We start from the raw sequence: 16952 nt of genomic DNA, 5'->3' as shown, positions 1-16952 counted from the left end.
AAGCTGACATGTCGCAAAATTTTAACGCAGACGGAAAGGGCCGACGCGTTTTTTAGGTTGTTTGAAATCCCAATTCGGCACTATTAGCGCGAGCGATGAGGCAATCATTTGCCGAGAACGTCGCAGACACGACCGGGCCCCATGGCAGTTGAGATTACCAAGCGATTGCACGTGATTGCAAAACAACGGGTGATCGCATCCGTAGTTTTACTAGCCCTCGCCGGCGCCGGTGTCGGAGCGTACGGCTTGTTCTCTTCGGGCCCGAAGGCAAAGAAGCACTCCGAGATCTCCAGCCAGTCGCGCAGGAATGCGCAGACCTTCACGCCGACACCGTCCGAATGGGCGACGTTGACGATCGAGCCGGTCGCCGCCAGGAGCTTCCGGGCCGAGTATGTCACCGAGGGTAAGGTCGCGGTCGACGAGGATCGTTCGACGCCGGTGTTCTCGCCCTATGCAGGCCGTGTCACCAAGCTGCTCGCCAAGCCCGGCGAGACGCTGAAGCAAGGTCAACCGCTGTTTACGATCGAGGCCGCCGACACCGTGCAGGCCCAGAACGATTTCATCGCGGCGATGACCTCGCAGAACAAGGCGAAGTCGGCGCTCGAGCTTTCCGACATCCAGTTCAAGCGCGCCAAGGACCTCTACGAGGGCCATGCCATTCCGCTCAAGGATTACCAGCAGGCGGAAGCGGCCCAGGTGCAGGCGCAAAACGACATGCGCTCCTCGGTGGCGGCGCTGGAAGCCGCGCGCAACAAGCTGCGCATCCTCGGCTTCACCGACGAAGCCACCAAGACGTTCCAGGAAAAGGGCGTCATCGACCGGGAGATCACGATCTACTCGCCGATCTCCGGCACGGTCGTGCAACGCAAGATCGGCCCGGGCCAATACGTCAATTCCGGCGCCAGCGATCCGGTCTTCGTGGTCGGCGACCTCTCCACGGTCTGGCTCACCGCCTTCGTGCGCGAGAGCGATGCGGCCGCGGTGTGCATCGGGCAGGACATCACCGTCAATGTGATGGCGCTGCCGGGCCGTCCGTTCAGCGCCAAGATCAACTACGTTGCTGCCGCGATCGACCCCGCCACCCGCCGCCTGCAGGTCCGCGCCACGATCGACAACAAGGACGGGCTGCTCAAGCCGGAAATGTTCGCGAACGTCACGATCTATTCGGCCGGCGACCGCGCCGCGCCGGCGGTGCCGAAGCATGCGCTGATCTACGAGGCCGACAAGGTCCGCCTCTGGGTCGCGCGCGAGGACAAGTCGGTCGAGCTGCGCCAGATCAAGATCGGTCTCATCAACGGCAACCTCGTCGAGGTCACCAGCAATCTGAAACCCGGCGAGCAGATCGTCACCAAAGGCAGTTTGTTCATCGACCGCGCGGCGTCCGGCAGCTGATCGACGACCCAAGAAAATTGAAGACCTGAATGGATCGTCTCGTTGCCCTTGCCGTCAACCGGCGTTTCCTGATGGTCGGCATGTTCGTCGCCGTGCTGATCGGCGGCTTGATCGCGTTCAACCGGCTCAACATCGAAGCCTATCCCGATCCGACTCCGCCGATGGTCGACATCGTGACGCAGAGCCCGGGCCTGTCGGCGGAAGAGATCGAGCGCTACATCACGATCCCGATCGAGACCCAGGTCGCCGGTCTGAAGAACGTCACGACCATCCGTACCATCTCGCTCTACGGCCTCTCCGACGTCAAGATCCAGTTCTCCTTCGCCTACACCTATGACGAGGCGTTGCAGCAGGTCTTGAACCGCCTGGCTCAGCTTGCGCCGCTGCCCGGCAACGTGCAGCCGCAGATCTCCCCGCTCAGCCCGATCGGCGAGATCTTCCGCTATCGCCTCGTCGGTCCGCCGAACTACAGCGTGCTCGACCTCAAGACCATTCAGGACTGGATCCTGCAGCGCCGCTTCCGCGCCGTGCCGGGAGTCATCGACGTCACCGGCTGGGGCGGCAAGAGCAAGACCTACGAGATCCAGGTCGACTTCAACAAGCTGGTCGCTAACGGGTTGACGTTGCCGCAACTGCTGCAGGCGGTCGGCAATTCCAACGTCAATGTCGGCGGTAACACCGTTGATATCGGCCAGCAATCGGCGGTGGTGCGCGGCGTCGGCCTGATCCGCTCGATCGACGACCTCGCCAACACCATGGTGGCGCAGACCGGCGGCAATCCGGTGCTGGTGAAGGACGTCGCCACCGTCACCGTCGGTCAGAAGCCACGTCTCGGCATTGCCGGCCTCGACGATTCCGACGACATCGTGCAGGGCATCGTCCTGATGCGGCGCGGCGAGCAGAGCTCGCCGACCATCAAGCGTGTCCACGAGCTCGTTCAATCCATCAACAATTCCAGCATCCTGCCGCCTGGCGTGCGCATCGAGCGCATCTACGACCGCGGCGACCTGATCGAGCTCACCACCCACACCGTGCTGCACAACATGGTGGTGGGCATCCTGCTGATCGTGCTGTTGCAGTGGATCTTCCTCGGCGATCTCCGCAGCGCGCTGATCGTCGGCGCCACCATCCCGTTCGCGCTGTTTTTCGCGGTCATCATCCTGGTGCTGCGCGGGGAATCGGCCAACCTCCTGTCGGTCGGCGCGATCGATTTCGGCCTCATTGTCGATGCCACCGTGATCATGGTGGAGGCGATCTTCCGCCGCCTCACGCAAACGACGCCGATGTCGGAATCCGAGCATATGTCGCCCGAGACGCTGTTCGGCATGAAGAGCCATGCCATCCTCAGCGCGGCCGCCGACGTCTCCCGATCGATCTTCTTTGCCGCGGCGATCATCATCGCGGCGTTCCTGCCGCTGTTCACACTCTCGGGCGTCGAGGGCAACATCTTCGGACCGATGGCGCGGACCTATGCCTACGCACTGGCCGGTGGCCTGCTTGCCACCTTCACCGTGACTCCCGCGCTGTCCGCGATCATCCTGCCGGCGCATGTCGAGGAGACCGAGACGAAGGTGATGCTGATCCTGCACCGGCTCTACATGCCTGTGCTGAACTGGGCGGTCGCCAACCGCAACATCGTCCTCGGCGCCGCGGTCGGTCTGGTGTTGATGACGGTCGCGCTCGCCCGGCTGCTCGGCCTCGAATTCCTGCCGAAGCTGGAGGAGGGCAACCTCTGGATCCGCGCCACGCTGCCGCCGACCATCTCGCTGCAGGAAGGCAACAGCTACGTCAACGAGATGCGCAAGGTGATCCGCGCCCGGCCCGAGGTCGAATCCGTCGTGTCGCAACACGGCCGTCCCGACGACGGTACCGACGCCGCCGGCTTCTTCAACGCCGAGTTCTTCGCGCCGCTGAAGCCCGTGAGCCAGTGGCCCGGTACCCGCGACAAGGAAGAGCTGACCGCGCAGCTGCTCAAGCAGCTCGACGATCGCTTCCCCGGCGTCGAGTTCAACTTCTCGCAATATCTCCAGGACAACGTCTCCGAAGCCGTCTCCGGCGTGAAGGGCGAGAACTCGATCAAGCTGTTCGGTAGCGATCTCCAGGCGCTCACCGACACCGCCAACAAGATCAAGCAGGTGCTGTCGACCGTGCAGGGCGTCACCGACCTTGCGGTGTTCACCTCGCTGGGCCAGCCGACCGTTCAGATCGACATCGACCGCGCCAAGGCGGCGCGCTACGGCCTTGCACCGGGCGACATCAACGCGACCATCAAGGTCGCGATCGGCGGCGACACCGCCGGCGACCTCTATGAGCCCGGGAGCGACCGCCACTTCCCAATCATCGTGCGCCTCGCGCCGGAATACCGCCGCAGCGCCGAGGCGATCCAGAATTTGCGGATCGGCGCGCCCGGGCCGAACGGCTCCGTCACGCAGATCCCCTTAAGCGAGGTCGCGACCATCAGCCTCGTCTCGGGTGCGGCCTACATCTATCGCGAGCAACAGGAGCGTTATCTGCCGATCAAGTTCTCGGTGCGCGAACGCGATCTCGGCAGCGCGATCCGCGAGGCGCAGGACAAGATCGCCGCGCAGGTGCAGCTGCCGCCGGGCTCGCACATGGAATGGGTCGGCGAGTTCGGCAACCTCCAGGACGCGATCCGGCGGCTCTCGATCGTGGTGCCGATCTCGCTGGCGCTGATCGGCGTGCTGCTCTGGTTTAATTTCGGCTCGATGACCGACACACTGCTCGCGATGAGCGTGATTCCAATGGCGATCTTCGGCGGCGTGCTCGGCCTCTTGATCTCGGGCACCGCGTTCAGCGTCTCCGCGGCGATCGGCTTCATCGCGCTGTTCGGCATCGCGGTGATGGACGGCATCATCATCCTGTCGCAGTTCAACCAGCTGATCGAAGAGGGCATGGACCGCATGAGCGCGGTGGTGCGCACCGGCGAGCTGCAGCTCCGGCCCGTGCTGATGACTTGTGTGGTCGCGGGCGTCGGCCTCCTGCCGGCAGCGCTGTCCGAAGGCATCGGCTCGCAGGTGCAGAAGCCGCTCGCGGTTGTCGTCGTCACCGGCATGATGCTGGCGCCGGTCGTGATCCTGGTGACCTTGCCGGTGCTGATCTCCTTCTTCTCCCGCCGCGCGCGCTGACCGTCAGAACCCGTAGAGCCGCGCCGGATTGTCGACCAGGATCTTCTTGCGCACCTCGGCATCCGGCGCCCACACCGGAAGCTGGTTGAGCAGGCGACCGTCGTCGATCTGATAGAGCGGCGCGATGTCGGTGGGCTTGCGGCCCTCGACGCGGCTCGAATCCGGATGCGGCCAGTCGGTGCCCCAGACGATGCGGTCCGCATTGGCCGCGATCAGCGCGCGGGCATAGGGCACCATGTCCTGATAGTCGGGCGCCAGCTTCGACGAGCGATAGGCGCCCGAGATCTTCACATAGGCCTTGCCGGACTTCACCAGCGCGACGAGGTCGGAGAAGCCCGGCTGCTCCAGCCCGAGCGAAGCGTGAAGGCCGCCGAAATGGTCGAACACGACCGGCACCGGCGCCGTCTCGACGAGGTCCTTGATCGCGGAGATCATGGCCAGCGTGGTGTAGAGCTGCACGTGCCAGCCGCGCGCCTTCATGCGCTCGACGGCGGCGGTGAAGCGCGGCCGGCCGATATTGGGGTCATTGACGCCGCCGGTCGCCAGATTGAGGCGGATGCCGCGGAAGCCGTCCTGGTGCATCGTATCGAGCGCGCTCTCCGGCGTCTTGTCGTCGATTACGGCGACGCCGCGCGCGGTCTCGCCGCGCGCCTTCATGCCGAACAGTGTGGAGGAATTGTCGGTGCCGTAGACGCTCGGCGTCACGATCACCACGCGCTCGATATGCAGCGCCTTGTGCAGCGCCGCCATTTCTTCCGGCGAAGCCGGCTCCGGCGTATAGACGCGGCCCGTGAAGAACGGAAACTTTTCGACATCGCCATGAATGTGGGTGTGGCAGTCGCAGGCATGCGCCGGCACATCGAAATTGATCGGCGTCGCAGGCTGCGCCGCGCGGGCATGGGCTTTGCTGGTCATGGCTACTCCGGCCGCAAGGGAGGCAAGCAGGACGCTGCGTCGGCTGAGCACGGTTTCTCTCCCGGTTTGTTTTTTTATCGGCGAGTGGGAGGAGAATATCACATCAACCGGGCAACCGCTCCGCTTCGCTGCATAGCTGCTCGACAAGCTCCGCAAGCGGACGTGAGCCGTCCACGCGCACGACCGGGCAGGGCAGGCCCGAGAGCCACGCTTCGTGCTTGGCGAGACTGCGGCCTTCGCGATCGCCGGCTTCGTAATGGGAGGCCCATTCGACGAAGTCTTCGGTCTCGCCATGGCGCCAGCCGCCCGGCGCGACGGCATCAGCGCCGAAATGGGCGGCCTCGCGGGCGCGCAGTCGCATCATCCGGATCTCGCGCGGCACGCTCACGAAGACGACCAGGTCGAAGTACGAAACGAGCTCTTCGCCCCAGCCGGTGACGGACCCGCTCAGCACCCAGTCGAGACGCGGCAAGAACATCTCGCGCATCAGGCGCAGGCGGTCGGCGGCCGGGCGGGTCGTCCGATAGGGCGGCACGGTGGGCAGCCAGAAATAGTCGTCGCTGTCGTGATGCGGCAGCGCAAGCTGCCCGGCGAGCGCACGACCGATCGTGGTCACGCCGCAGCCCGAGGCTCCCATCAGATGGATGCGGCGGCTTTTCATCGGCCTCCACCAGAGAGATTTGAGGCTACTGCCCCGACGGCGTGCGCAGGCCGTGCCAAGCGTCGCGGACCTGGTGGTAGTGCACGTCGGGCAGATAATCCGGCGTGTTCAGGTTAAGCGTCTTGACGTCGAGATGGCCGATGGCGCTGAGCAGCGTGTAGGAGGCGATCACGCGGTCGCGTTGCGCGCCGATCAGGCGGGCCTTGGCCTGGATCAGGTCGGCCTGCGAGTTCAAGACGTCCACCGTCGTGCGCTGGCCGCCGGCGGCCTCGCGCTGCACGCCCTGCAGCGCGACGGTGGCCGCCTTCACCTCGGACTCCGAGGCCGAGACCGTGATCTTGGCGCCTTCGTTGGCAACCCAGGCGCTGACCGCCGCCGTACGCGCTTGATTGCGCACCTGGTCGAGCACGAGCCGGCTCTGTGCCGTGATCTCCTTGGCCTGCCGGGTCTGCGCCGCGGCCTGGCCGCCGTCGTAGATCGGCGCGGTGACATTGGCGACGATCGAAGCCTGGTCCTCGGCGAGGGTGCTGAGCGCCGGGTCGTTGTTGCGGCTTTTGCTGGCGCTGCCCTGGATCGTCGCGCTCGGCAGCAGCGTGCCTTCGGCGATGCGGATGTTGGTGGAGGCGACATCGACGTCGAAGCTGGCGGCCATCACCGCCGGATGCTGGCGGATCGCCATCGTCATGGCATCCTCGCGGCTCTTCGGCAGATAGCGGTCGACGGCCTCGGCAGGCCTGAGCTGCGAGGGCGCATTGCCGATCACCTGCGCATAGGTGGCCTGGCTGACCGCAAGCGCGACCTCGGCCGCGTTGAGATCGGCAAGGCCACGATTGAGGCGGGCCTCGGCCTGCGCGGTGTCGGTCGGCGTGACGTCGCCGGCATTGAGCCTGCGCTGGGTGACGGAGAGCGTCTCGCGCAGGAAGGCGACGTTGGAGCGCTGCGCCTCGACCAGCGACTGGTTGGCGAGAACATTGGTGTAGGCGGTGACCGCATCGAGCAGCACGCCCTGGCCGACGTTGCGGAGCGCTTCGCGGCCCGACTGCACCTGGAGCTCGGCGGCCCGCACGCCGTTGGCGGTGCGGAAGCCGTTGAACAGGCTCTGCGTCACGGTGACGCCGATGATCCAGGGCTTCAGATTGCCGGTCTGGATGGTGTTGTCCGGCAACAGATTGCGCACCGATTGCAGGCCGGCGCTGAGGCTCGCCACGATCTGCGGCCGGTAGCCGGCCAGCGCCTGCGGCACGTTCTCATCGGTGGCGCGCTGGCGCGCACGCTCGGCATTGAGCTGCGGATTGGTCTGATAGGCTTTTGCCAATGCGTCCGGCAGGGCTTCGGCCCATGCCGCGGAGGGAAGGGCGCACGAGAACGCCAGCGTGGTCCATGTCGCAAGCGCATGACCCGCGCTCGATCGACGTCGCGTCACCCCGCGACCAGCTCTGGCGGTACGCCCAATCATGTAATCTCGCTTAACCCCGGCTGTCCGCCCCCGCCGACGATGGCCTCTTAACTGTTTAGCCAGCCGAGGTCCCGCAGGCAAACTGCCGCGGGCAAAACTCCCATGTATTCCGTGCTTGTTGCAGGCGCGTCACAGGCTGTGCGCGGGAAAGCGCCAGAGCCTTACACCGGCCTGACCGGCTCGTGCGCTACCGGTTCTTGTTCACAGGCTTGCGCTTCTCGATGAACGCCGCCATGCCCTCCGAGCGGTCCTCGAGCGCGAAGGTCGAATGGAACAGGTTGCGTTCGACGCTCATGCCTTCGGAGAGCGTGGTCTCGAAGGCGCGGTTCACCGCTTCCTTGGCCATCGCGGCCGCAGGGCGCGACATCGCGGCGATCTTCTCGGCGGCCGCCATGACCTCGTCCATCAGCTTGTCGGCGGGTACGATACGGCTGACCAGGCCGGAGCGCTCGGCTTCGGCGGCGTCCATCATCCGGCCGGTGAGGCAGAGGTCCATGGCCTTGGACTTGCCGATCGCGCGCGTCAGCCGCTGGGTGCCGCCGATGCCGGGAATGGTGCCGAGCGTGATCTCGGGCTGGCCGAACTTCGCGGTGTCGGCGGCGATGATGAAATCGCACATCATGGCGAGCTCGCAGCCGCCGCCGAGCGCGTAGCCGGCGACCGCGGCGATGGTTGGCTTGCGACAGCGCGCGATGCGGTCGCCCCCGATCGCGGCGAAATCCTCGGAGAACATGTCGATGAAGCCCTTGGGCTGCATCTCCTTGATGTCGGCGCCGGCGGCAAAGGCCTTCTCGTTGCCGGTCACGACGATGCAGCCGATGGCGTCATCGGCCTCGAGATCGTCGACCGCAGCTGCGATCTCGCGGAAGACGCCGAACGAGAGCGCGTTGAGCATCTTCGGCCGGTTCAGCTTGACGATGCCGACCGCGCCGACGCTCTCGACGATGATGTGTTCGAACGTGCTCATGCTCCACCCACGCTTTCGATTGAGCGGGCAATGTGCCCGCTGGCGCGGATGCCTTCAAGGGGGCCGGACGCGGGACGCGCGCGGGGTCGCGTCCCGGCGGAACCGGCCATCAGGCCATGAACATGCGCGCGGCGGAGGCCAGGGTCAGCAATGTGCCGACGCCGATGAAGATCTTGCCGATCAGGGAGCTCTGGTCCCAGGCCGAGCTCTGCTGGCTGCTGGCCATCACCGGCGCCGGCCGCGGCTGCGCCTCGGTTGCGGCGATCACCGCCTTCTGCGGCGGCCGGGTCTCCTGCAAGGCCCGATCGATGTCGTTGAGTTGATCGGGCGCGACGACCTGGCTTTCGGGGCTCTCGGCGCTGGTATTATCGGCGGCTGCCTGGACGTTGTCGTTGGCGCGGTTCGTCATCGCGGAGGCTGCCGCGGCAGTCGGCGTGTCGGCGGCGAGCTGCGCATTGGCGTTGGCGACCTCCGGAGCCAGCTGGCTCGAGGCCGGGACCTGACTGTCGGCCTTGTCGTTCTTGGCTTCGTCGGGCTTGGCCGCCGTGTCCTTCTTGTCGGCCTTGTCCTCGGATTTCTGCCCCGTCTTCCTGCTGTCGGTGCGGCGCGAGTCTTGGCGCCGGTGCTTGGCCGTATCGGCCCCTTTGTCGGCGCTCTCCGATTTGTTGCCTGCGGCCGAGTTCGGCGCCGCCTGTGCGAGGCCCCCGGATAGCAAGACAAGCCCGGCCAAAACGATCAGGGCCGCGCGCGCGCTGGTTTTCATCATGTCGACGATCTCCCCAATTCCGCCCGTCCCGGCAGCGAACAGAGACCCCGGGGCGTGACGACAGCGGGGCAGAAAATGGGAATCTTCGGGCTACACCGGGCAAAAACGCGGCAGACCCCTCCCGCAGCCGCCCGCCCGATGCAGGACGCACCGATCGGTGTTAAGAGCCGTCGCAGATGTTTGCGGCCGCATCGGTCGCGCGGCCCGGATCTTGATCACGAGTTCGTGATATGTTTGGCGCCCGCGTAACAAATTGAAAGAGCGGCCGAATTGGATGGTGAGGGGCGCGCGTGCGCGGACGTGAGGACGAATGGACCGGCCTGATGCGGTCGGCCATGGCTGGCGATGATGCGGCGTATCATCGTCTGTTGAAGGCAGTCGCGCCGGTGCTGCGGGCCGCCGCGAGGCGTGGCTTGGCGCGGGCGGGTCAGCCGCCCGACCAGGCCGAGGATATCGTGCAGGAGATTCTGTTGGCGGTACATCTGAAGCGGCATACCTGGGACAGCGAAGCCCCCTTCGCGCCCTGGCTGTTTGCGATCGGCCGCAACAAGCTGATCGATGCGCTCCGGCGGCGCGGCAGGCGCGTGTTCGTCAACATCGACGATTTCGCCGAGACGCTGCCGGGCGAGGCGCCGCAGGACACCGCTTCAGCCGGCGAGGTCGCCGCCCAGCTCGGAACCCTGCCGCAGCGTCAGCGTGACGTGCTGCAATCGATCGCGGTCGAGGCCGCCTCGATCAAGGATACGGCGGCAAGGTTGTCGATGAGCGAGGGTGCGGTCCGGGTCGCGCTGCATCGCGGACTTGCGGCGCTGACCGCCAAATTGCGGGACCATTGATCATGGACACCGATCAACTCATTCGCTCGCTCGCCGCCGACAATCCGCACCGCGCGCCCCGCGTCGGCGCCGTGCTGAGCATGGCGCTGCTGGTGGCTGCGCCGTTGTCGATCCTGATCTTTGTGACGTTCTTCGGCGTGCGCGCCGACGTCATGAGCGCCATGCGCAACCCGTTCTTCGACATGAAGTTCGCGGTGACGTTGTCGCTCGCGATCCCCGCCATCATCGTCAGCCTTCATTTGTCGCGTCCCGAAGCCCTGCTGCGCGGCTGGGGCTGGCTGCTGCTGCTTCCCGTCGGGCTGCTCGCCGTGGCGATTGGCAGCGAGGCGATGATGGCGCCGGCGATGCCGATGACGATGCGCCTGGTGGGTAAGAACTCCAGGGTCTGCATGGTCGCGATTCCCGCAATGGCGCTGCCGCTGCTTGCGGGGGCGCTGTTCGGCCTGCGCCACGGAGCGCCGTCTCGTCCCGCGCTCGCCGGAGCGCTCGCAGGGCTGGTGTCGGCGGGACTTGCGGCGACCCTCTATGCCTCGCACTGCACCGACGATTCCCCGCTGTTCGTCGCGACCTGGTACACGCTCGCGACCGCGCTGGTGACGGCGATCGGCGCGGCGGTGGGATCGAGGGTGTTGCGGTATTAAAGCATGATCCGGAAAAGTGCGAAGCGGTTTTCCGGAAAGATCATGCGCAACCAACAACCTAAAGCGCGATGACGATTCAAAATCTCATCGCGCTTTAGCGCGCACGGCTTCATGCCGCCGGCGTCGCGTGCAACTGCATGCGGTGGAAGCGCAGCACCTGTTGCGCGGTCGATGAGCGCAGCGCCTCATAGGTGTCGCGCAGCTTCAGCATGTCGGTCTGCGACCCGCCGGAGAGCTTCTCGCGCAAGGCGATGATGGCGCGCACGCTCGACCATTGCATGCCCGCGGCCTTGGCGAGGATCATCACGCCTTCGGTGCGGCTCTCGATCATCATGGTCTCCGCCGTCTCGACCGCGATCCCCGCGAGCGCGGCCAGCGCCGCGTTCGTCTCGTCGAACTTGCCCTGCTCGGCGAAGGTGGCGACCTGGAGCTCGTTGAGGCGGCCGTCCTCGTGCAGCGACTTCACCAGCGCGCGAGCCATCTCCGTCTGTTTCGTCCTGGCGACGGCGCGAACCCGTTGGGCCGCTTCCTCGACGGCCCTCGACACCTCGTCCGCGAGCTTGGGATGCGCAGCCGCGAGCTTCCTGCGCACGCTCGAGGATGCCTTGGCGACCAGCCTCAGATAGTGATGGCGCGGCAGGTCGGGCCGCAGGCCGATGCAGCCGGCGAGGTCGTCGTCGCGCTCGGCGCGGACGACGAGGTCGGCGAGACACTCCTCCGAGAACCGCGCGCCCGGATTGCCGACCGTCGACTGCACCACGTCCTCATTGCCCCGCGCCACCAGCACGTCGGTCAGCGCTTCCGACAGCGCCCGCCGCAGCGAGATCGCCTTGAGATGCGCCTGGCTCCTGGTGCGCGCAATCTCGACCAATGTTGCCTCATCCAGCCGCTCCGACTTCGACAGCACGGGGCCGGAGACTTCGATCACCTCGTCGAGCGCGAGCGTGCGGATGATCTGCGGCGGCGCAGCCGCGATCGGCGCGAGCCGCTCGGCGAGCAGCGCCTTGGCCGACGTCTCGATCTGCTCGATCAGGCACTGGAACACGTCGTCGAACACGCGGATATGGTCGTCGGAATAGTCGACCGCGTTGCCCACGAAGAGATCGGTGACGCGGCGGAGCGTCTCCACCCGGCGCGCGACGGTGCCGTGCGAGAGGGCAGCCTGCAATTCCTCGAGCAGGCTTTCGGATGGTCTTGCGGAATTGGATCTCATTGCTCTGTCCTGGAGCGGTCGGTCCGGCAGCGGCTTCCGTCGCACCGGAGGAAAATGGATCGGTCAGCTCGTTGCAATGCAGTTGCGCCCTCGCGCCTTGGCGGAATAGAGCGCGCTGTCGGCGCGCGCGAGAAACGTGTCGGCAGTATCGACGTCGCGCAGCGTCACGACGCCCGCGGAAATGGTCACCCGCATGCTGGGGGAGAACGCGCCCCAGTCGAGATCGGCGACGATGCCGCGCAGGCGCTCGAGCGTGCGGAGCGCGACGTCACCCGACGTATCCGGCAGCAGCAGCAGAAACTCCTCGCCGCCGTAGCGGCCGAAACTGTCGGCCGGGCGGATGTTGGCGAAAATGGTGATCGCGAAGGTGCGCAGCACCTCATCGCCAATGGGATGGCCGTAAGCGTCGTTGATGCGCTTGAACCAGTCGAGATCGATCAGCGCGATCGCGAAGGGCGTGGATGCCCGCCGCGACTTTTCGATCTCGGTGTCGAGAAGCCGCATGATGCAGCGGCGGTTGTAGGAGCCGGTGAGCTCGTCGAGCTCGGCCAGTTCCTCGATGCGTCGATAGGCGGCCTTCAATTCGATGCTGCGATTGTACAGGATCTTGCGTAACGTGGCGCCGAACAGGCCGAGGAAGGCGCACTGCCCGATCACCAGCACGAAGCAGAGCATCGAGGCGGTCCGCTGCAGCCGGGTCGCGACCGGCAGTCCGATCGGCAGGTCCGACCCCAGGAACACCACGGTGAGCCCGCAGGTGGCGAGGCCCCAGGTGAGCATGGCCTGGCTCGACGTCATCCGCAGCGTGCCGAACGCGAAGATCAGAAACAATACGGCAAGGAACGCGACCCCGATGGTGGGCACCGCGAGCAGGAACACCAGTTGCAGCGCCATATGCGCCGAGATCTGATAGACGGTGAGGTAATGATCGTCGAAACGGTCGCCGAAACCGGCCTCCGACAGCACCGTGAAAGTCCCGATGATCAGAAGGCCGCCGAGCCAGAACAGCGTCGGAACGGCCATGGAGACCGCGCCGTCAAAGGCGTAGAGCAGCAGGACCGCGCCGCCCAGTGAGTAGCTCGCGACCTGGCCGATATACATCTGGCGGCGCTGCCAGACGCGGCGCGCCCTGACCTCGGGAGCCGTCGTCTCGGGCGCGAGGACGAGATCCGCGACCTCTGCGGCATTCCTCTCCGGAAAGGACGTCGCGGCCGTACCCATGGTCCCGCCAATGGTGGATGTCAGCGTAAAAACCTACGTGGCAAGCCTTTAGGTTTGGTATCCTTTGAAATCGAATCCGAACCGTGCAGCAGGGAACAAGGCGATCGTCTAGCGTGAGAATTTTACCGATGATCACGCATCGTGTGCGCTGCGGTCGAGCCGAAGCGAGGCTTGGCGCGACAAAGGTGGTGCGGGGCTACTATGGAACCGGATGAGGCCGGGCTGCCTATGTCCGGGCAGGCATTCCGCAGGGAATATCGCAGTATTATGGTACCGATTCGGATGAGCGACGCTGACCACCACGGGTGGGACAAGAAAAATGCCCGGATGTGGGGTAGCTCACACAAGCCCCCGTATGACTGCGGTAGGTTCAACAATTTTGCCCCCCACATCGAACCGGCCACCGCATCGACCCGACCAACCTTGCGAGACGGCCATTGAGCGCGACACAGGCGGCTTCAGACGAGATCCTGATCGCCAGGATCGCTCAAGGTGACCGGCTCGCCATGCAGGTGCTGTACGGGCGGCACCATGTCAGGGTTTACCGGTTCGGGCTGAGGCTCGTGCGGGACGAGCAGGCGGCGGAAGACCTCATCAGCGAGGTGTTTCTCGACGTCTGGCGTCAAGCGGGCAAATTCGAGGGCCGATCTGCCGTTTCCACCTGGCTGCTGGCAATCACCCGATTCAAGGCCCTGTCTGCGCTCCGGCGCAGGAAGGATTTCGAGCTGGACGAAGACGCCGCCAACGCGATCGAGGATACGTCCGACGATCCGGAAACGGTGGTGCAGAAGAAGGATACCAGTGAGGCGTTGCGGGAGTGTCTGACGGGCCTCTCGCCGGATCATCGGGAAATCGTCGATCTCGTCTACTACCACGAGAAGTCCGTGGAAGAGGTGGCCGAAATCGTCGGGATACCAGAGAACACTGTGAAGACGCGCTTGTTCTATGCGCGCAAGAAACTGGCCGAACTGCTGAAGGCAGCCGGCGTCGAGCGAGGCTGGCCATGATGGCTTTGAGCAAGAAGATGCTGGAGCAAGAGCCCAGTGAAATTGAACTGCTGCTGCCCTGGCACGCTGCCGGCACGCTGAACGCGCGCGATGCGCGCCGTGTCGAGGAAGCGCTGGCGCGCGATCCGGACCTGGCGAAGCAATATGCGGCGATCCGCGGCGAGTACGAAGAGACCATTCATCTGAACGAGAGCCTGGGCGCTCCGTCGGCGCGCGCGATGCAGAAGCTGTTCGCCGCGATCGATGCCGAGCCGGCGAGGGCGAGCGGCTCGCTGCCGCTGTCGGCGCGTATCTCGACCTTCTTCGCGAGCTTGTCGCCGCGCACGCTGGCGTGGTCGGCGAGCCTCGGTGCCGTCGCGCTCGTGCTGCAGGCCGGCATCATCGGCGCCGTGCTGATGAAGAACCAGCCGGCGACCTTCCAAACCGCTTCGCTCTCGACCAGCGCACCGATCACGCGCGAGCTTGGTAGCGCCGCCGCGCCGGCGCGCGCGCTGGTGCGCTTCACCCCTGAGGCGCGCGTCGCCGACATCACCGCGCTGCTCGACAGCTACCAGGCTTCGATCATCGGCGATGCCAAGGGCGGCATGTTCCGCCTCCAGTTCGACAAGGCGATGGGCCAGGACGAACTCGCTTCGCTGCTCGGCAGGATGCAGCGCGAGAAGTTCGTCAACCTCGCCGTCGCGGCGCCCTAGGCGCGCCGCCGAGCCAATGACGGGCAAATCCGAGAGCAGGGTGCGCACTGGGGCCCGCGCTTCATCCGTCGGCGTTGCGCTTCTGGTCGCCTTCTGTTTCGGCGTGGAGCTTGCGCAGGCGCAGGCGATCATGCGCACGCCGACGATCAGCGTTCCCTCGCGCACGCCGACCGTCTCTCCAAACATCACCCCGCGGGTCAGCCCGAACATCGCTGCGCGCGCGGTGAGCGTTGGCCGCGGCCCGCGGACGATGGCGAGCATTCCCACGACGTCGCGCATCCGGCCGACGACGCCGGTGCTGCCCCATGCGCGTTACTCGCCGAATCTCTATCCGGCCTGCACCGCAGCCTATCGCAGTGCCGACGGCGAATGTCTGGCGCAGCCGAACGCGGGCGGCGAGGGCACCGGAAAATCCGGCAAGAAGAGCGCCGGCAAAGGGCGTGGGAACAACACGCCGGTGGTGCTGACCTCGCGCAGCTTCGCAGGCGAATTCGTCGCCGAGATCGACGGCGCGCTGTCGACGGCCGAGGCCGACGAGCTGGCGCGTCGCCACGGCCTGACCCGCCTCGCTTCCGAGAATTTCCCGCTGATCGGAGCCACGTTCGGCCTGTTCCGCATCGCCGACGGCCGGCCCTATGAGACCGTGCGGCGCGAATTCGCGGCCGACGGCAGCGTGCGCTCGCTGCAGCCGAACTTCCGCTACGTGCTCCAGGACCAGAAATCGTCGGCCGCCACCGAGGGCGATCCTGCGCAATACGCGCTGGCAAAGCTGCGCCTGCCGCAGGCGCATACGTTGGCGCATGGGGCCAACGTCACGATCGCGGTAATCGATTCCGGCATCGACGCCCGGCATCCCGAGCTCGCCAATTCCATCGCCGACAATTTCGACGCGCTCGGCAGTGCCGAAGGGCCGCACGTCCATGGCACCGGCATCGCCGGGGCGATCGCGGCCCATGCCCGTCTGATGGGCAGCGCACCCGAGGCCCGCATCATCGCCATCCGCGCCTTCGGCGGTGCCAATGGCGGTGCAGAGAGCTCGTCCTATATCATCCTGCGTTCCCTGAATTACGCCGCCGAGCACGGCGCGCAGATCGTCAACATGAGCTTTGCCGGTCCGAAGGACGCGGTGATCGAGCGCGCGATCGCGGCGACGGCCGCGCGTGGTCTCATTCTGATCGCCGCCGCCGGCAATGCCGGGGCGAAATCGCCGCCGCTGTATCCGGCGGCCAACCCCAACGTGATTGCGGTCAGTGCGACGGATCGGCAGGACAGGCTGTTCTCCGCCTCCAACCGCGGCAACTACATCGCCGTCGCGGCCCCCGGCGTCGACATCTTCCTGCCGGCACCCGACGGCAAATACCAGGTGACGTCGGGAACCTCGTTCTCGGCCGCCTATGTCTCAGGCGTCGCGGCGCTGCTGCTCGAGCGCAACCACACACTCAAGCCGGAAGCGCTGCGCATGACGCTGGTCAAGACCGCACGCGACCTCGGCTCTCCCGGGCGCGACGACCTCTTCGGCGACGGCCAGGCCGACGCGTTTGCCGCCGTCATGGCTGTTCCTGCCGACAGCGCGACGCCGGTCGCTGCTGCCCCCGGTACAACAAAACGTGAAGATGCTCCGAAGCGTCGCGAGGAGCCCGGCGCACGCGCGATCGAGCAAACCTCGCTGTCGAGCGCGGAGGATAAATCCGCGGTTTCTCAGGCAGATAGGCCGCCGGCGCGATAGTCGCTGCGACAACTTTACGCTCACGCCAAAGGGTAAAAAATCAAACCGCGCATTTGAACGTTCAGCCCGCTGCCCCGACCAACTGATGTGGGAGCGGTCATCCCTCCCCATCAGTCATATCAGGCGCGAGCGCCCATCCACCCCAAGCGCCCATATGGCTCGACCCGTCCGGTTGTCCCCCCGGACGGGTCTCTTCTTTTCAGAGCGTTTTCGAGCGAAGTGGGTGCCGGTTCGCGTGAAGAAAACGCGTCAAGACAAGATTCTGGCGTCCGATTTTTCGAAGCTTCGCATCCGTTCAGCTTGCAGTTGAAGG

At 65.8% G+C, this 16952-nt stretch carries 14 protein-coding genes; 7 read left to right on the top strand and 7 right to left on the bottom strand.

Annotated features, from left to right (window positions below; genetic code table 11):
* Positions 1 to 141 precede the first annotated feature (141 nt).
* Both I6F24_RS01850 and I6F24_RS01845 read left to right on the top strand, forming a co-directional pair.
* Positions 142 to 1392, top strand: coding sequence for an efflux RND transporter periplasmic adaptor subunit (locus I6F24_RS01850; RefSeq protein WP_225149886.1), 1251 nt, complete (start codon positions 142 to 144; stop codon positions 1390 to 1392).
* A 29-nt stretch (positions 1393 to 1421) separates the two neighbouring features.
* Positions 1422 to 4538 carry a CusA/CzcA family heavy metal efflux RND transporter gene (locus tag I6F24_RS01845; RefSeq protein ID WP_225149885.1) on the top strand — a complete coding sequence of 1039 codons (3117 nt, stop codon included), beginning with the start codon at positions 1422 to 1424 and terminating at the stop codon, positions 4536 to 4538.
* 3 nt (positions 4539 to 4541) lie between these two features.
* Here I6F24_RS01845 and I6F24_RS01840 read toward each other — a convergent pair whose 3' ends face one another.
* The 5 genes from I6F24_RS01840 to I6F24_RS01820 all read right to left on the bottom strand — a co-directional run bounded on the left by I6F24_RS01840 (position 4542) and on the right by I6F24_RS01820 (position 9303).
* A complete protein-coding gene (locus I6F24_RS01840; protein ID WP_109144415.1) occupies positions 4542 to 5504 on the bottom strand; it encodes an amidohydrolase family protein in 963 nt (320 codons plus the stop codon).
* A gap of 52 nt (positions 5505 to 5556) precedes the next feature.
* On the bottom strand, positions 5557 to 6114 hold the full coding sequence (locus I6F24_RS01835; RefSeq protein WP_225139511.1) for a hypothetical protein: 558 nt from the start codon (positions 6112 to 6114) through the stop codon (positions 5557 to 5559).
* A 25-nt stretch (positions 6115 to 6139) separates the two neighbouring features.
* A complete protein-coding gene (locus tag I6F24_RS01830; RefSeq protein ID WP_225149884.1) occupies positions 6140 to 7570 on the bottom strand; it encodes a TolC family outer membrane protein in 1431 nt (476 codons plus the stop codon).
* A gap of 187 nt (positions 7571 to 7757) precedes the next feature.
* Positions 7758 to 8537, bottom strand: coding sequence for an enoyl-CoA hydratase (locus I6F24_RS01825; RefSeq protein WP_036006037.1), 780 nt, complete (start codon positions 8535 to 8537; stop codon positions 7758 to 7760).
* 109 nt (positions 8538 to 8646) lie between these two features.
* The gene (locus I6F24_RS01820) at positions 8647 to 9303 is read right to left on the bottom strand and encodes a hypothetical protein (protein ID WP_109144412.1); all 657 of its coding nucleotides are present in this window, start codon (positions 9301 to 9303) and stop codon (positions 8647 to 8649) included.
* A gap of 290 nt (positions 9304 to 9593) precedes the next feature.
* Here I6F24_RS01820 and I6F24_RS01815 point away from each other — a divergent pair, with 290 nt between their 5' ends.
* Together I6F24_RS01815 and I6F24_RS01810 are read left to right on the top strand one after the other, a co-directional pair.
* Positions 9594 to 10139, top strand: a complete 546-nt coding sequence (locus I6F24_RS01815; RefSeq protein WP_036006032.1) for a sigma-70 family RNA polymerase sigma factor — start codon at positions 9594 to 9596, stop codon at positions 10137 to 10139.
* 2 nt (positions 10140 to 10141) lie between these two features.
* Positions 10142 to 10780, top strand: a complete 639-nt coding sequence (locus I6F24_RS01810; RefSeq protein ID WP_109144411.1) for a DUF1109 domain-containing protein — start codon at positions 10142 to 10144, stop codon at positions 10778 to 10780.
* Positions 10781 to 10889: 109 nt separating this feature from the next.
* Here I6F24_RS01810 and I6F24_RS01805 read toward each other — a convergent pair whose 3' ends face one another.
* Positions 10890 to 11993 carry a DUF2336 domain-containing protein gene (locus I6F24_RS01805; RefSeq protein ID WP_225149883.1) on the bottom strand — a complete coding sequence of 368 codons (1104 nt, stop codon included), beginning with the start codon at positions 11991 to 11993 and terminating at the stop codon, positions 10890 to 10892.
* A 63-nt stretch (positions 11994 to 12056) separates the two neighbouring features.
* A complete protein-coding gene (locus I6F24_RS01800) occupies positions 12057 to 13214 on the bottom strand; it encodes a GGDEF domain-containing protein (protein WP_225149882.1) in 1158 nt (385 codons plus the stop codon).
* Positions 13215 to 13651: 437 nt separating this feature from the next.
* Between I6F24_RS01800 and I6F24_RS01795 the strand changes: the two genes are divergently transcribed.
* Genes I6F24_RS01795 through I6F24_RS01785 form a run of 3 tightly spaced genes read left to right on the top strand, consistent with a single transcriptional unit; the run spans position 13652 to position 16639 of the window.
* Positions 13652 to 14221 (top strand): sigma-70 family RNA polymerase sigma factor, encoded by a 570-nt coding sequence (locus tag I6F24_RS01795; protein WP_036006024.1) that lies wholly within the window; start codon positions 13652 to 13654, stop codon positions 14219 to 14221.
* Positions 14218 to 14913: a hypothetical protein gene (locus I6F24_RS01790; RefSeq protein ID WP_036023136.1), complete on the top strand. Its 696-nt coding sequence runs from the start codon at positions 14218 to 14220 to the stop codon at positions 14911 to 14913. Before I6F24_RS01795 ends, I6F24_RS01790 begins: the two co-directional genes overlap by 4 nt.
* A gap of 16 nt (positions 14914 to 14929) precedes the next feature.
* The gene (locus tag I6F24_RS01785; RefSeq protein ID WP_036023137.1) at positions 14930 to 16639 is read left to right on the top strand and encodes a S8 family serine peptidase; all 1710 of its coding nucleotides are present in this window, start codon (positions 14930 to 14932) and stop codon (positions 16637 to 16639) included.
* Positions 16640 to 16952 lie beyond the last annotated feature (313 nt).

This window comes from Bradyrhizobium sp. BRP23, from assembly GCF_020194135.1.
GTDB lineage: Bacteria > Pseudomonadota > Alphaproteobacteria > Rhizobiales > Xanthobacteraceae > Bradyrhizobium > Bradyrhizobium yuanmingense.
The sequence above is the reverse complement of the archived record's forward strand: the minus strand, read 5'-3'. Positions and strand labels throughout refer to the sequence as shown.

What these genes read in the sequence shown, in the direction of transcription:
- I6F24_RS01805 (WP_225149883.1), bottom strand. Translation starts at nt 11,993, where the DNA reads ATGAGATCCAATTCCGCAAGACCATCCGAAAGCCTGCTCGAGGAATTG.
- I6F24_RS01800 (WP_225149882.1), bottom strand. Translation starts at nt 13,214, where the DNA reads ATGGGTACGGCCGCGACGTCCTTTCCGGAGAGGAATGCCGCAGAGGTC.
- I6F24_RS01830 (WP_225149884.1), bottom strand. Translation starts at nt 7,570, where the DNA reads ATGATTGGGCGTACCGCCAGAGCTGGTCGCGGGGTGACGCGACGTCGA.
- I6F24_RS01825 (WP_036006037.1), bottom strand. Translation starts at nt 8,537, where the DNA reads ATGAGCACGTTCGAACACATCATCGTCGAGAGCGTCGGCGCGGTCGGC.
- I6F24_RS01810 (WP_109144411.1), top strand. Translation starts at nt 10,142, where the DNA reads ATGGACACCGATCAACTCATTCGCTCGCTCGCCGCCGACAATCCGCAC.
- I6F24_RS01790 (WP_036023136.1), top strand. Translation starts at nt 14,218, where the DNA reads ATGATGGCTTTGAGCAAGAAGATGCTGGAGCAAGAGCCCAGTGAAATT.
- I6F24_RS01850 (WP_225149886.1), top strand. Translation starts at nt 142, where the DNA reads ATGGCAGTTGAGATTACCAAGCGATTGCACGTGATTGCAAAACAACGG.
- I6F24_RS01820 (WP_109144412.1), bottom strand. Translation starts at nt 9,303, where the DNA reads ATGATGAAAACCAGCGCGCGCGCGGCCCTGATCGTTTTGGCCGGGCTT.
- I6F24_RS01835 (WP_225139511.1), bottom strand. Translation starts at nt 6,114, where the DNA reads ATGAAAAGCCGCCGCATCCATCTGATGGGAGCCTCGGGCTGCGGCGTG.
- I6F24_RS01845 (WP_225149885.1), top strand. Translation starts at nt 1,422, where the DNA reads ATGGATCGTCTCGTTGCCCTTGCCGTCAACCGGCGTTTCCTGATGGTC.
- I6F24_RS01785 (WP_036023137.1), top strand. Translation starts at nt 14,930, where the DNA reads ATGACGGGCAAATCCGAGAGCAGGGTGCGCACTGGGGCCCGCGCTTCA.